This window comes from Oceanirhabdus seepicola (genome assembly GCF_023684385.1).
GTDB classification, from domain to species: Bacteria; Bacillota; Clostridia; order Clostridiales; family Clostridiaceae; genus Oceanirhabdus; species Oceanirhabdus seepicola.
The window spans coordinates 1,009,565-1,023,784 of the sequence record NZ_JAGSOJ010000002.1; the positions used below are offsets into that span (position 1 = coordinate 1,009,565).

Genomic DNA, 14,220 nt, shown 5'->3' on the forward strand with positions numbered 1-14,220 from the left:
GGTGTAGAAATGCCAAAATATGATGAAAAGAAACAGTTAAAATGTTCCTTTTGTGGCAAGAATCAAGATGTGGTAAGAAGATTGATTGCTGGTCCAGGAGCATATATATGTGATGAATGTATAGAGTTATGCTCTGAAATCATTGCTGATGATTTTGACGAGAATGTTGATGTTAAAATGGAGAGTTTGCCAAAACCAATAGAGATTAAGAAATATTTAGATCAATATATCGTTGGGCAAGAAACTGCTAAAAAAGCATTATCCGTGGCTGTTTACAATCACTACAAGAGAATAAATTCTAAAGTGAATGTTGATGATATTGATCTGCAGAAGAGTAATGTTCTTCTAGTAGGTCCAACAGGATGTGGTAAAACTTATTTAGCACAAACATTAGCGAAAATGTTGAATGTTCCATTTGCTATAGCAGATGCTACTACATTGACAGAAGCAGGATATGTTGGTGAAGATGTAGAGAACATTCTTTTAAAACTGATACAGAATGCTGACTATGATATTGAAAGAGCTGAGAGAGGGATTATCTATATAGATGAAATTGATAAGATTGCAAGAAAATCAGAAAATCCTTCAATCACAAGAGATGTATCAGGAGAAGGTGTTCAGCAGGCACTTCTTAAGATCTTAGAGGGAACTGTTGCATCTGTACCACCTCAAGGTGGTAGAAAACATCCTCATCAAGAGTTTATCCAAATAAACACTGGAAACATCCTGTTTATCTGTGGTGGAGCATTTGATGGTGTTGATAAGATTGTTCAAAAGAGAACAAGAGATACTATAATGGGCTTTGGTGCTAAAATTCAATCGAAAGAAGAGAAAGATGTTGGGAAACTTCTAGAGAATTTAATGCCAGAAGATCTTCTAAAGTTTGGATTGATTCCAGAATTTGTTGGTAGATTACCAATGCTAGTGACTCTTGAAAGTCTTGATGAAGAGGCTTTAGTAAGAATTTTAAGTGAGCCAAAGAATTCTCTAGTTAAACAATACCAGAAACTTTTTGAGATGGATGATGTTACACTTGAGTTTAATGAGGAAGCGTTGAGTGAAATTGCTAAGAGTGCAATCGCTAGGAATACTGGTGCAAGGGGCTTAAGGTCTATCATAGAGGATTCTATGAGAGATATAATGTTTGAGATTCCTTCAAAAGAAGAAGTATATAAGGTTGTTATGAATAAAGAAAGCGTAGAAACTAAGAAACCTGAATTATTCTTTGTTGAAGAAGGAACTCGTAAGCCTTTAAAGAAAGTGAAAAAGAAAAAAGAGTTAAAAGGGCCAGAAACGGCTTAAAAAAAGCGTTGCGAATGCAACGCTTTTTTTTATTTTCCTAGAATATAACAATAGCGATCTGTTAATAATAAAAGGTAGGAATAAATAAAAGCTAGGAAAAAAATAATAATTATGCTATAGGGGGAAAATAATGACAACAACAAATATATTTATGATTATACAGATGTTTTTTACAATAGTTATTGGACTATATTTTTTTAACGCATTAAAGACACAAAAGATAAATAAGTCAACACAGAGTAGAGATACAAGCAAAGAAATGGAAAATTTGAAAAAATTGAGAGATATTAAGTTGAGCATACCTCTTACTGAAAAGAGTAGACCAAAGAAATTTGATGAAATTATAGGTCAATCTTCAGGAATAGAAGCTTTAAAGGCTGCAATATGTGGACCTAATCCACAGCATGTTATTATTTATGGACCACCAGGTGTTGGAAAGACAGCAGCAGCTAGATTGGTTTTGGAATATGCAAAAACAAAAAAACACTCTCCATTTAGACAAGATGCAAAGTTTATTGAGATTGATTCAACAACAATAAGATTTGATGATAGAGGAATAGCAGACCCTTTGATTGGTTCTGTTCACGACCCTATTTATCAAGGAGCAGGACCGCTTGGAAGCGCGGGAGTACCTCAACCAAAGCCAGGTGCAGTAACAAAAGCACATGGGGGCGTGTTATTTATGGACGAAATTGGAGAACTTCATCCTATAGAGATGAATAAATTACTAAAAGTAATGGAAGATAGAAAGGTATTCTTGGATAGTGCTTATTATAATTCCAATAGTTCTATGAATTATCCTCAATATATTAGAGAGGTCTTTGAGTATGGATTACCTGCAGACTTTAGACTTATAGGGGCAACCACAAGAAGGCCAGAGGAGATTAATCCTGCCATAAGATCAAGAAGTGTTGAAGTTTTCTTTAGAGGGTTAACAGCAGAGGAGACAGAGTTAATTGCAAAAAATGCCGTTAAGAAGATGGGAATGGAAATGGATGAAGAAATACCTTCAACAGTGGGGAAATACACAACAAATGGTAGAGAAGCAGTAAATTTAGTACAGCTAGCATGTGGGATAGCTATAAATCATGAAAGAAATAAGGTTCTCATTGAAGATTTGGAATGGGTAATCGAGAATGGACACTTTACTCCTAGACCAGAAGTTAAGATTAAGAATAAACCTCAGATTGGATATGTGAATGGATTAGCTGTATTTGGAGCCAATATGGGAACTTTAATGGAGATTGAAGCTATAGCTATGAAATCACGAAACAGTGACGGAATAATAAATATCACAGGTGTGGTAGAACGTGAAGAGATTAAATCTCAGAATAGGAAGCTTATAAGAAAAAGTAATGCCCGTTGTTCAATAGAAAATGTTATGACAATTATAAAGAATGTTTATAATATTCCTTGTCATGATTTTGATATTCACGTGAATTTTCCAGGTGGGGGTCCCGTAGATGGTCCATCAGCAGGAGTTAGTATGACCACTGCTATATATAGTGCAATAAAAAACATACCTGTATCAAATAAGGTGGCTATGACAGGAGAGGTATCGATACATGGAAGGGTAAAACCAATTGGAGGTGTTACTGCAAAGATTAAAGCTGCAATAAAAGCAGGGGTTGAGACTGTGATAATTCCAAAGGACAATTGGCAAAAAAATTTCGAGAACTTTGAAGGAATTAAAATTATTCCAGTAAGTAATATAAATGAAGTTATTGAAGTTGCAGTTATAAAGTCATTGGAGGTACCTTCTATAGAAGAAAATGGTATAATGACATCCGAATATGGAATAATAAGCGCACAGAGTAAAGAATGTAACGAAAGTGTGGAAAATTAAGTTGTATAAAGGCAGTTTTATAGGTATAATATACTAGTTAAAGTCTATTATTAATATAAAATTGCCTATTTAATATTAAAAATTGAATATATATAAATTATTGAATATATATAAATAATGTTCAAGGGGGGACGACAATGGAAAATACAAAAAGATCCTTACCCATGATTCCTACAAGGGGTATAACTATTTTTCCAAATATGGTTATACACTTTGATGTTGGTAGAGAGAAATCTATAAAAGCTTTAGAAGAGGCTATGTCTGATAATCAGTTGATATTTCTGGCATCACAGAAAAAAGCAATTGTTGAAGAGCCTGATATTGAGGGGATTTATAAAATCGGAACAGTTTGTTATATAAAGCAGATTTTGAAGCTTCCAGGGAATAGCATTAGAGTACTGGTTGAAGGTAAATACAGAGCTGAGATTATTGAATATATAAGCGAAGACCCATACTATATTGCTGAGGTAAAGGAATTTAAAGATATTCAAGGAGATGAAAATGAAAAGGAAGCCTTGATTAGATCAATTGAAGAGGAATTTGATGAATATATTGATCTATCTGGAAATGTAGCACCAGATTCTATAATCAATTTAGAAGAACTTGAAGAGAGTGCTGAGTTTGCAGATGTAGTTAGTGCATTGATGGTATTGAAAACTACTGTGAAACAGGAATTATTGGAAATCAAAGAGCTTAATAAGAGACTTGAGAAAATACTTGAAATTTTAAAGAATGAAAATGAAGTATTGAGATTACAAAGGAAGATTGGAACAAAGGTTAAGAAACGTATAGATAAATCTCAAAAAGATTATTACTTAAGAGAACAGATGAAGATTATCCAGGAAGAACTTGGGGAAGATGATGAGAGTTCTAAGGAAATAAAGGAATATGAGAAGAAGATAGAAAAAGCGAAGCTTCCTAAAGATGTTAAGGAGAAAGCGCTTTATGAACTTAAAAGATTGAAAAGTACTTCATATTATTCTTCTGAGAGCACTGTTATTAGATCTTATTTAGATTGGATAATAGAGCTACCTTGGAAAACTATCACAAAAGATAATCTAGATATTAAGAGAGCGAGAAAGATACTTGACGAAGAGCACTATGGGCTTGAGGATGTTAAGGAGAGAATAATAGAATATCTCGCTGTAAGAAAAATATCAAAAACACTAAATGCTCCTATATTGTGTCTTGTTGGACCACCAGGTGTTGGTAAAACATCAATAGCAAAATCTATTGCTCATGCATTGAATAAAAAGTTTGTTAGAATGTCATTAGGTGGAGTAAAAGATGAGGCTGAGATTAGAGGACATAGAAAAACTTATGTTGGTGCTATACCAGGAAGAATAATCTATGGAATGAAACAAGCGAAATCTAAAAATCCATTATTTTTATTAGATGAGATAGATAAGATGAGTAATAACTTTAAAGGGGATCCATCTGATGCACTTCTTGAAGTGCTTGATTCTCAGCAAAACGATACATTTAGAGATCATTATATTGAGCTTGATTATGATCTTTCAAAAGTGTTATTTGTGGTTACAGCAAACACGTTGGAGACGATACCAAGACCTCTTCTTGATAGAATGGAAATTATAAATGTTGGTGGATATACTAACATTGAAAAGTTCAACATTGCTAAGAGACATTTATTAAAGAAAGTAATGGAAGAGCATAGTGTTGAAGATGGCAAAATTAAATTATCAGATATGGCAATCAAATATATAATAGAACATTATACAAAGGAATCAGGTGTAAGAAATCTTCAGAGAAAGATAGCTTCAGTAGTTAGAAAAGCTATCACTGAGATGGTTGAAAAAGATAAGGAAAGTGTAAGTATAACAATAAATCATGTTAAGAAATATCTTGGAAGAGAGATTTATACTTATGAAATGATTGATAAAGAAGACAAAGTTGGTATAGTAACTGGATTAGCCTGGACGGCATATGGTGGAGATACACTACCAGTTGAGGTAAGTGTTATGGAAGGTTCAGGTAAATTACAATTAACAGGAAAACTGGGAGAAGTGATGCAAGAATCAGCGAAAGCTGCATACAGTCTTGTAAGATCAAATGCTAAGAAGTATAACATAAGCCCGAATTTCTATAAAGAACAGGACATTCACATTCATGTTCCAGAGGGTGCAGTACCTAAAGATGGACCATCAGCAGGTATTACAATGACAACAGCATTGGTATCAGCTTTATCTGGTAAGAAGGTTAGACATGATGTTGCTATGACTGGAGAAATTACCTTAGCAGGAAGAGTACTTCCAATAGGTGGGCTTAAAGAAAAATCTCTAGCAGCATATAGAGCTGGTGTTAAGGAGATTATTATACCATTTGAAAATCAAAAAGATATTGATGATATACCAGATAGCGTAAAGCGTAAAGTTAACTTTATTATTTCTAAGAATATCGATGATGTTTTAAGTAATGCGCTAATTAAGGAGAAAACAAATGAGGATAACTAATTCAGAATTTATTATTTCAGCAGTAAAACCAGAGCAATATCCAGTTGATAACAGAGTGGAATTTGCTTTTGTTGGTAGATCTAATGTTGGAAAATCATCACTTATAAATACTATAACAAATAGAAAGAAACTTGTTAAGGTGAGTGGAACGCCAGGAAAAACTAGGCTTGTAAACTTTTTCTTAATAAACGATGAGTTCTACTTTGTTGATTTACCTGGTTATGGATATGCTAAAGTTTCTAAAACTGAGCAGGCTAAATGGGGTAAGATGATGGAGATGTACCTTCTAAATAGAGAGCCGCTTAAAAAGATAGTACTTCTTGTTGATGGTCGCCATAAGCCTACAGAAGATGATATTATGATGTATGAATGGGTTAAACACTATGGTGGTAATGTACTTGTAATAGCAACAAAGGAAGATAAACTTAAGAGAAATGAGATTAAGAAATCTGAAAAGCGAATTAGAGAGACATTAGGAATGCCTGATGATGAAAAGTTAATATTCTTCTCATCTCTTAAGAAGGTTGGTATTGATGCATTATTGAATGAGCTTGAAAAAGAGCTATAAACCTTAAACCTAATATAATTTAATAAAATATATTTTTATAAAGAATTTTGTAACATCGAAAATATAAATAAAAAAGAACCATAAATGAAAAATATTTATGGTTCTTTTTTTGTGTCAAATTTGAATTATAAGAATAATATGTACTATAACAAAAGAAAAAACATTAAATTTAGCTACTGAAAGGAGGAGATAATGTGGATATTAATAGCCTCTTAAGCAACGTTATGAATAATAGCCAAGGCGGCGCTGGCGGTGCTGGCGGAATCGATAACGACACAATCAATAATATTATGAATAACATGGGCGGCGGTGGCGGCAGTGGCGGAGGATTTGGTTTTTTAGGCATAGGAATATTTTTCATATTCATAATATTCATAATTGCAATAGCAGGTTTTGGATATGGAGGATATGGAATGGGACCCGGGTTAGGATATGGTTCACCATACGGAGTATCACCTTATGGAAATCCATATGGAGGCATGAATGGATCAGATTCATGTTGTGATTGCTGTGAGGACCCAAGTGGATGTGATGCATGCTGTAACAGAAAGCTAAGGAAAAAGTGTAGGAAGGCATATAGAAAATACAAGGCTTACCTATGTGAATGTGGTGGAGAACAACCAAGTAATGTTCAACCTGCTTCTTATTACCCACCTTACGGTGTAGGATGTGGAGGATATGGAGGATTCGGAATTTGGTGGATCATCATATTAATATTTATCGGTTTCTTCTTATTTAGAAGACGTCCCTTTTTAGGCGGTGGAGAAGGCGGTAGTGGATTAGTTCCAGCAGAACCTTCAACTTAACTAGCATAAGTAATTTCTGAGAACAATAGGTGTTAAAAAAATGTAATAACTTCAATAATAATCATTACAAAACTTTTAGTATAATGCTGTACTCAATGGAAAACTTTAAGAACACAAATTCAATTACAAATTTAGGAGGGAATAAAATGTCAAGTAAATGTTGTTGTAATCAAAGACCAATGGCTATGCCAATGCCTCACTGTGGTTATCAAGGTGGAGGATTAGGAACAGGATGCTGTAATTTCTCAGCTCTAATTATATTAATTCTTATCTTATTATTCTTCGGTCAAAGTCTAGCTGGTAAAAGAAGAGGACCTTGTGACGATCATGAAGGACATGGTGGATTCTTAGGCGGAACTGGAATATTTGGTGGAATCATCTTTATCATCACATTATTCTATCTATCTTGTTGTGGACCAGGAAAATGCGCAATGCAAATGGGATACTAATAGCATAAAAAATATGACTTAAAAGACAATAAAGCATAAAAGTAATAAAGCATTAAAAATAATATATGTTTATAAAATAGGGAGTGAATAAAATGTCAAGAAACTGTTGTTGTGCTCAAAGACCAATGCCAATGCCTCACTGTGGTTATGCAGGTGGAGGATATGGTACAAATTGTTGTAATTTCTCAACATTAATCATATTAATTCTTATCTTATTATTCTTCGGTAAAGGATTTGACAGAAGAAGAGGACCATGTGGAGAAGAAAGAGGACATGGAGACGGATTTGGATTCAACGGATTATTCGGTGGAATCATCTTCATCATCACATTATTCTATCTATCTTGTTGTGGACCAGGAAAATGCGCGACACCATCACCATGCGGAATGGGATATGGAATGGGTTACTAATAACAGCTTAGTAAAACAAAGAAAATTCTAAAGAAAAAAGGAGGGAATTAGATGTCAAGATGTAGATGCCATACAAAGTGCTATGGGATGATGCCAACTGTTGGTGCACCATTAGCTCACGGAGGATTTGGAACAGGATGTTGTGATTTTTCAGCGTTAATAATATTAATCCTTATCTTATTGTTCTTCGGTAAAGGCCTAGAAAGAAGAAGAGGTCCATGTGGAGAAGAAAACGGTAGCGCTAGCTTCTTTGGCGGAAATGACGGAATCTTTGGCGGTATAATCTTCATCATCACATTATATTTCTTAACATGCTGTGGACCAGGAAAGAGAGGACTTCAAGGAGGAATTTACTAAAAGAGCGATAGGCATCTAAACCAATGCGTATAAAGTGAGGTTTTAGTATGTCAAGTTCAAATTGTTGTTGTAGACAAAGTTGCTGTTGTAAACAAACTTGTAGTAGTCCAGTAGGAATAAGTTATGGAAGAAGCTGTTGTTCTTTCCCATCATTGATAATTTTAATATTGATTCTTTTATTCTTCGGTAGAGAATTTGGTGGATTAGATCATCATGGAGGAGGTAGAACTGGAGTGGATGCATGTGGATGTGAAAAAAGACCTGTAAAGGATGACAAATGTTTTGCTGGAATAGTATTCATAATTACATTATATTTCTTATCTTGTGGATGTGGCGGATTTGGTAGAGGAATCGGCGGATATGGTGGCTACGGCTACGGCGGCTACGGAAGATATTAATAGGGAGGGCTGGTGCCCTCCTTAATATAAGAGAGGTGACATCATGTCAAGACATAGAAGATATAGGAGAGATAGGCGAGCGATGAGACGTCTAGCAAGAAGAGGATATCTATGGGGGCCATGGTATGGCAACCTCTGGGGACCTGTATATGGATACCCATGGGGTCCTAGATATGGAATGTATTATTGGTAAAAAACAGGGGGGCAGACCCTCCTTAATATAAGAGAGGTGATTTCATGTCAAAGCATAAGAGAAGAAGAAGAGAGAGAGAGCTAGCAAGTAATATGAACAATAACTTAAACAATAATATGATGGGTGGAAATGGTTTTGGTAATAATTTAATGAACAATAATCCATTCACTGCTAGGAATCCTTTAGGAAATATGAACCAAATGAACAGTAATCCTTTAGGTGGATTTTTAGGCGGAAATAATCCTCTCAATAATGGTGGTATGATGGGACAAAATCCTATGGGCCAAATGGGACAAATGGGTCAAATGGGTCAGATGGGTCAAGGGCCATTAAGACCAAATATGATGGGTGGACCACTAGGGAATATAGGTGGTTTATTAGGTGCAGCAGGAGGAATGATGGCACCGCTTATACAGCTTTTTTCTACATTAGGAAATAGCCAAATCATGCAATTATTGGGAAATGTTGATATGAATCTAGTATCCAAGTTATTATTCAATAAGCCTAATAACAATGGAAATAATGCTAACATTGCAAACAATGCCAACAATGTAAATAGCGTTTTGAATGGTGAAGGCGCACAAGATACCTTGACAGATTTATTGAGTAATTTAGATGAGAATAAAGTAAATGATTTATTGAAAAATGTTGATCAGACACAAATTACAAACATAATTAATCAACTTAAAAACGAAGGGGTAATGGAAAACAATCCTGAGGGAGTTTTTAGTAATCCAGAATCATATGATATGGGATATACATCATTTGAAGATGATGAAATGAACATAGGGGAAGAGAATTATAGTTCTCTCAAGATGATTAAAATTATAAATGCAATGTTGAATAGTGGAAATACAGAATTTATTGAAAAGGTAGTAGTATTATATAATGACTACTATGGAATAACAGAATAACACAGACAGTTAAAAAACTTAATCTTGGTGTCATTAAACCTCTCTGTGCTACGCATGTAATAAAGACATACATGAGTAGCACAGGGAGGTTTGTTCATTATTGTACACGTATCGTGTTTATTTATTTTGGATTTTTTATGAGTGAGATTGAAGAGTCGTCAATACGGAATATGTATTCAGAAAACACATTGCTTTTTGAACCCATAACACTATGCCATTCTGTAGGTGAATACTCAAACGTAATATCATCTATCTGAACTGTGAAATATCCACCGAGATAATTGCTGTTTTCATGAGCTAGATCATTAATAAAGCTGGAAGGTATTGTGGATTGATTGAAAACACCTACACCATTTTTAGAACTTAAGTTTGAGCCTGTTATCATGTTAATTAATTCATAATATGAATCCTTTCTCAGTATTGAGGAAAGCGAAGAAAAGGAATTTTTTATTAATGCATTATCAAATGAGGGAGAGAATACATAATAATCTTCTTCGTCTGTTGTTATGCAGAGTTTTTTTGTATCATTAAATTCAATTATTCCAAAAGATTCACATTGTTCTTCTAATATGTTCTTGAACTCACCTTTTGAATAACTATATACATATAAAATATTTTCAGTTTTCTCTGATAGATCATAAATTATGACTTCAGAAGTATTATCTGCAGTTATATCCTCAAAGAATAAATAGAATGGAGATTGAATCTTTTTATTGAGCAATGTACTCATAGAGATAATATTATCTTCAGTTGAAATTACAATATCTGCGCCGGAAGTATCTTGAGATATAAGGATCACATCTTTCATGTGATCGCCATTTAAATCTATGGTATAGTATTTATTTTCATTATTAAATACAGATATTGCATCACTATGAGAAGAATTAAAGTTGGTTTTAATTATAAAAATTATAGATAAGGTTAAAAACAGAGTAAAAATATATAATAATACAATTATGCTTTTTTTCATATTACACCCCCTTTTTGTATAGTATATTCACTAAAGTTTGGATTTTGCATAAATTAAATAATTAATCACAAAATAATAAATATAATTAAGTCGTATGAAAATAAATAACAAGTCAAAGATACACACCATAAACCAATGACCAGTTATTAATTTGAATATGCTAAATAATAAACAGAAGGTGGAGTATGGTGAAAAGAGTAAAATATGGATTAGTTATAGCTTTGATTAGCTTGCTTTTATTTGGGTGTAGTAAAGATAAATATGAAGAAGAGAAAATTGATCTTACAATAGCAATTCAAACTAGTGATATTTATGGCAATGATGTAAGGGAAAAGCTTATAAAAATGTTTAATAAGAAATATGAGTTCTATGATATTACTATAAAAGAAAATATTAATAGAGATAAGTTAGTGAAAGAAATAAATACGGGTGATATAGATATTATCTTTTGTTCAGCTAGTGATATAAGGGAGCTTCAAAAAGAAGGATTACTTACAAATCTAAATAATATATATTATAAAGAAAATTTATCTGACAAAACATATAGTGCAATAAACTCATATGGAAGAATTGAAAATCTCTTTTATGGACTTCCAATGTATGCATCAACATTTGAGATTTTTTATAATGAAGATCTTATTAAACAGTACAATATAGATACTACTAATGACAACATATTCTCCTTACTGAAGAAATGTAAAGAAAATGATATCCAAATTCCTATATTTAATGGAAATGACAATGTAAATAATTTTCTTTTAAGTTTACTTATGAGCAATTATGTATATTTAAATGATTTTGATCTCCATAAGCAGGAAATGATAAATGGGTACGACAAATTCAAGGAATTTTATGATGGAGGCTTATTAAGCAGTGATATGTTTACAGTAGGAAATAGAAAACACATGAATGACCTTATTGATGGTAAAATACCACTCCTGATTAGTAATTCAAGCGACATAAAGGGGTTCACCAATAAGAGTATAAGTGTATGGGATAATTATAAAATAGAAGATTATTGGATATCGCCACCTGCCTTTGTAGATTCTCTTATATGTTTCCCGACCATAAGTAAAAATGAGAAGGTTCAAAAGGAATTTATGCGGTACTTCACAAGCAATGAGTTTCATGAAACCATGGAAGCAGAAGGGAAAATCTCACCTGATAAAAGTATAAACAAAGATTTGGGAGGACTTAACTTCTATATAACAAAGCATTTGGAAACATCATCACAGAATAGTTTTATATATAATAAATTTCTAAAAAGTGCTATGGAGAAAGATTTAGTTGATCTTTTAGAGAAAACTTTGAGTGGTAAAATTGAAAAAGAAGAGATGACTAAGGAACTTGATGAGATATTAAATAAAAAAGTGTATTAAAATTTATACAGTTGAAAAAGCCCAATCTCGGAGTCACAAGGTTCTCTGTGCTGCTAAATCAATATTATCATTAATTAAAAAAGCAGCTGTAAGTTTTATTCTTACAGCTGCTTTCTATTACTTTTAAATTTCTTCTTTGCATGTACTGCATACGCCGTAGAAATATACCTGATTTGAATAAACGTCGAAATCAGTGTAATTCTGAACATCTTTATTTATCCCTTCAAAAGTAATTCCTTCAATATCTTCAACAATATGGCAGTGTAAACAACATATATGAGGATGAGAAACAACATTAGCATCATATCTAAAATTACCCTCTCCAACATTTAGTTCCTGAACCAAATCAACTTCAACAAGAGTTTTTAGCGCTTTATATACAGTAGCTAAACTCATAGTTGGGTAATCAGCCTGTAGAGATTTATAAATAGTCTCAGCAGATGGATGAGCCTTAGTTGACTGAAGATATTTGTATACAGCAATTCTTTGAGGAGTTAGTTTAAGTTTCTTTTCCTTAAAAACCTTTGTAATATTATCCAATCGAATCACCACTTTAATTTATTAATTTATTTTATTATATAATAAAAATTATTAACTGTCAAAAGTAATAATTTTTATTTCTAAAAATATTAAATTTTAATCTTTTTCTGTCTTTCAATCATATAATATATTATGGAAGGAGGAAAAAAATTGAAAAAGACTTATATATTGGATACGAATGTTCTTCTATATTCACCACGAGCTATCAATAGTTTTGGTGAAAACAACGTAATTATACCAGAAACTGTACTTGAAGAGTTAGATAATTTGAAAAAAAATAATAATGACCTTGGGTATAATGCTCGTCAAGTAGCACGGATTCTGGATAAACTCAGAGCACTTGGAGATCTAAATAAAGGTGTCATGATTGAAAGTGGTGGAACGTTGAGGGTGGAGATGAACCATACCAACATAGACATGCCAAAATCATGGGATACTGCAAAGGCTGATAATAGGATAATACAACTATGTTTAGGTCTAAAAAAAGATGGAGAAAATGTTTGTTTAATAACTAAAGATATATTTGAGAGAATAAAGGCTGACACCATGGGAATAGAAGCAGAAGACTTCTATGAAGAGAGTCTTCCAGAAAATGAACTGCTGTATACTGGAAGAATAGAGGTTCTTGTAACTGGAAGTAAGATAGATGACTTTTATAGAAATGGTAAGCTTGAGAAGAATGATATTATCTATTTTGATAAACAGAAAGATGGATATTACACACCAGAGTTATATCCCAATCAATTTCTAGTTATAAGATCATTAGAAGACACTAAGAAAACTGCTCTTGGCAGATATGATGGAAAAGTTATAGTTCCGTTACTCAGTGATAGAAAACATTTCTATGGGATAAAACCGAAAAATGTAGGACAGAAATTTATGACAGAAGCATTGTTTCTTTCTCACCGGACTGCCCCTCTTGTTATTATAAAAGGACCTGCAGGAACGGGAAAAACACTATTTTCTCTTGCGGTTGGATTAAATAAGCTGAACAGGCGAGATGAGAAGCATTTTAGAAGAATACTTATTTGTAGACCCACTGTTACTCTTGATGAGGAGATAGGATTTCTTCCAGGAAGTGAACAGGAGAAGTTGTTGCCGTACATGAGACCAATTTTTGATAATCTTGAGATACTTCTTCATCAAAATGAAGAGGAGAGATATGATGATGAGGAAAAATTATCTATGAGTATCAACGAGTTTTTTGAAAAAAGAATAATAACATCTGAAGCGGTTGCATATTTAAGAGGAAGATCAATCGTTAAGAATTGGGTTATAATTGATGAAGCTCAGAACCTATCTCCTAGACAGATAAAAGCCATAGTAACTAGAATAGGAGAGGGAAGTAAGCTTATATTGATAGGAGACCCAGAACAAATAGATCAACCATTCCTAGATGGACGATCAAATGGACTCTGCTATGCTGCAGAGAAGATGAAAGGAAGTAAGTATTGCTGTCAGGTTACTTTATTCCATAAAGAATGTGAGCGGTCTAAGCTAGCCAACGAAGCAGCAAAACTTCTGTGAACACTCAAATTGCCCGATCTCGGCGTCACTAAGGTTCTCTGTGCTGCTCATGTACAAAATACGTACACTGCGCTGCTCGTTCACCTTGTT

The 14,220-nt window shown here is 33.3% G+C and carries 15 protein-coding genes; 13 read left to right on the top strand and 2 right to left on the bottom strand.

What is annotated here, in order from left to right:
- Positions 1-9: 9 nt before the first annotated feature.
- The 11 genes from clpX (at position 10) to KDK92_RS12155 (ending at position 9,714) form a co-directional block, all read left to right on the top strand.
- Positions 10-1,302: an ATP-dependent Clp protease ATP-binding subunit ClpX gene (gene clpX / locus KDK92_RS12105; protein ID WP_250859499.1), complete on the top strand. Its 1,293-nt coding sequence runs from the start codon at positions 10-12 to the stop codon at positions 1,300-1,302.
- A 130-nt stretch (positions 1,303-1,432) separates the two neighbouring features.
- On the top strand, positions 1,433-3,148 hold the full coding sequence (lonB, locus tag KDK92_RS12110; RefSeq protein WP_250859500.1) for an ATP-dependent protease LonB: 1,716 nt from the start codon (positions 1,433-1,435) through the stop codon (positions 3,146-3,148).
- Positions 3,149-3,285: 137 nt separating this feature from the next.
- Positions 3,286-5,619, top strand: coding sequence for an endopeptidase La (lon, locus tag KDK92_RS12115; RefSeq protein WP_250859501.1), 2,334 nt, complete (start codon positions 3,286-3,288; stop codon positions 5,617-5,619).
- Positions 5,606-6,187 carry a ribosome biogenesis GTP-binding protein YihA/YsxC gene (yihA, locus tag KDK92_RS12120; protein ID WP_250859502.1) on the top strand — a complete coding sequence of 194 codons (582 nt, stop codon included), beginning with the start codon at positions 5,606-5,608 and terminating at the stop codon, positions 6,185-6,187. Before lon ends, yihA begins: the two co-directional genes overlap by 14 nt.
- Before the next feature lie 194 nt (positions 6,188-6,381).
- A complete protein-coding gene (locus KDK92_RS12125) occupies positions 6,382-6,993 on the top strand; it encodes a hypothetical protein (RefSeq protein ID WP_250859503.1) in 612 nt (203 codons plus the stop codon).
- 146 nt (positions 6,994-7,139) lie between these two features.
- Positions 7,140-7,442, top strand: coding sequence for a hypothetical protein (locus tag KDK92_RS12130; protein WP_250859504.1), 303 nt, complete (start codon positions 7,140-7,142; stop codon positions 7,440-7,442).
- A gap of 92 nt (positions 7,443-7,534) precedes the next feature.
- Entirely contained in the window at positions 7,535-7,852 is a 318-nt protein-coding gene (locus KDK92_RS12135) for a hypothetical protein (RefSeq protein ID WP_250859505.1), read from the top strand.
- A 51-nt stretch (positions 7,853-7,903) separates the two neighbouring features.
- Positions 7,904-8,209 carry a hypothetical protein gene (locus KDK92_RS12140; RefSeq protein ID WP_250859506.1) on the top strand — a complete coding sequence of 102 codons (306 nt, stop codon included), beginning with the start codon at positions 7,904-7,906 and terminating at the stop codon, positions 8,207-8,209.
- Positions 8,210-8,256: 47 nt separating this feature from the next.
- Positions 8,257-8,607 (top strand): hypothetical protein, encoded by a 351-nt coding sequence (locus KDK92_RS24970; RefSeq protein WP_250859507.1) that lies wholly within the window; start codon positions 8,257-8,259, stop codon positions 8,605-8,607.
- Between the two features lie 43 nt (positions 8,608-8,650).
- Entirely contained in the window at positions 8,651-8,800 is a 150-nt protein-coding gene (locus KDK92_RS12150) for a hypothetical protein (RefSeq protein WP_250859508.1), read from the top strand.
- Between the two features lie 44 nt (positions 8,801-8,844).
- Positions 8,845-9,714, top strand: coding sequence for a hypothetical protein (locus KDK92_RS12155; protein WP_250859509.1), 870 nt, complete (start codon positions 8,845-8,847; stop codon positions 9,712-9,714).
- Between the two features lie 121 nt (positions 9,715-9,835).
- Here the strand turns inward: KDK92_RS12155 and KDK92_RS12160 are convergent, their stop codons facing one another.
- Positions 9,836-10,684, bottom strand: coding sequence for a hypothetical protein (locus tag KDK92_RS12160; RefSeq protein ID WP_250859510.1), 849 nt, complete (start codon positions 10,682-10,684; stop codon positions 9,836-9,838).
- 188 nt (positions 10,685-10,872) lie between these two features.
- Between KDK92_RS12160 and KDK92_RS12165 the strand changes: the two genes are divergently transcribed.
- Complete coding sequence (locus KDK92_RS12165; protein ID WP_250859511.1) at positions 10,873-12,063, top strand: ABC transporter substrate-binding protein; 1,191 nt, start codon at positions 10,873-10,875, stop codon at positions 12,061-12,063.
- 123 nt (positions 12,064-12,186) lie between these two features.
- Here the strand turns inward: KDK92_RS12165 and perR are convergent, their stop codons facing one another.
- On the bottom strand, positions 12,187-12,603 hold the full coding sequence (perR, locus tag KDK92_RS12170) for a transcriptional regulator PerR (protein ID WP_250859512.1): 417 nt from the start codon (positions 12,601-12,603) through the stop codon (positions 12,187-12,189).
- Between the two features lie 150 nt (positions 12,604-12,753).
- Between perR and KDK92_RS12175 the strand changes: the two genes are divergently transcribed.
- Complete coding sequence (locus KDK92_RS12175) at positions 12,754-14,130, top strand: PhoH family protein (RefSeq protein WP_250859513.1); 1,377 nt, start codon at positions 12,754-12,756, stop codon at positions 14,128-14,130.
- The last annotated feature ends 90 nt before the right edge of the window (positions 14,131-14,220 follow it).

What these genes read in the sequence shown, in the direction of transcription:
- clpX (WP_250859499.1), top strand. Translation starts at nt 10, where the DNA reads ATGCCAAAATATGATGAAAAGAAACAGTTAAAATGTTCCTTTTGTGGC.
- lonB (WP_250859500.1), top strand. Translation starts at nt 1,433, where the DNA reads ATGACAACAACAAATATATTTATGATTATACAGATGTTTTTTACAATA.
- lon (WP_250859501.1), top strand. Translation starts at nt 3,286, where the DNA reads ATGGAAAATACAAAAAGATCCTTACCCATGATTCCTACAAGGGGTATA.
- yihA (WP_250859502.1), top strand. Translation starts at nt 5,606, where the DNA reads ATGAGGATAACTAATTCAGAATTTATTATTTCAGCAGTAAAACCAGAG.
- KDK92_RS12130 (WP_250859504.1), top strand. Translation starts at nt 7,140, where the DNA reads ATGTCAAGTAAATGTTGTTGTAATCAAAGACCAATGGCTATGCCAATG.
- KDK92_RS12135 (WP_250859505.1), top strand. Translation starts at nt 7,535, where the DNA reads ATGTCAAGAAACTGTTGTTGTGCTCAAAGACCAATGCCAATGCCTCAC.
- KDK92_RS12140 (WP_250859506.1), top strand. Translation starts at nt 7,904, where the DNA reads ATGTCAAGATGTAGATGCCATACAAAGTGCTATGGGATGATGCCAACT.
- KDK92_RS24970 (WP_250859507.1), top strand. Translation starts at nt 8,257, where the DNA reads ATGTCAAGTTCAAATTGTTGTTGTAGACAAAGTTGCTGTTGTAAACAA.
- KDK92_RS12150 (WP_250859508.1), top strand. Translation starts at nt 8,651, where the DNA reads ATGTCAAGACATAGAAGATATAGGAGAGATAGGCGAGCGATGAGACGT.
- KDK92_RS12155 (WP_250859509.1), top strand. Translation starts at nt 8,845, where the DNA reads ATGTCAAAGCATAAGAGAAGAAGAAGAGAGAGAGAGCTAGCAAGTAAT.
- KDK92_RS12160 (WP_250859510.1), bottom strand. Translation starts at nt 10,684, where the DNA reads ATGAAAAAAAGCATAATTGTATTATTATATATTTTTACTCTGTTTTTA.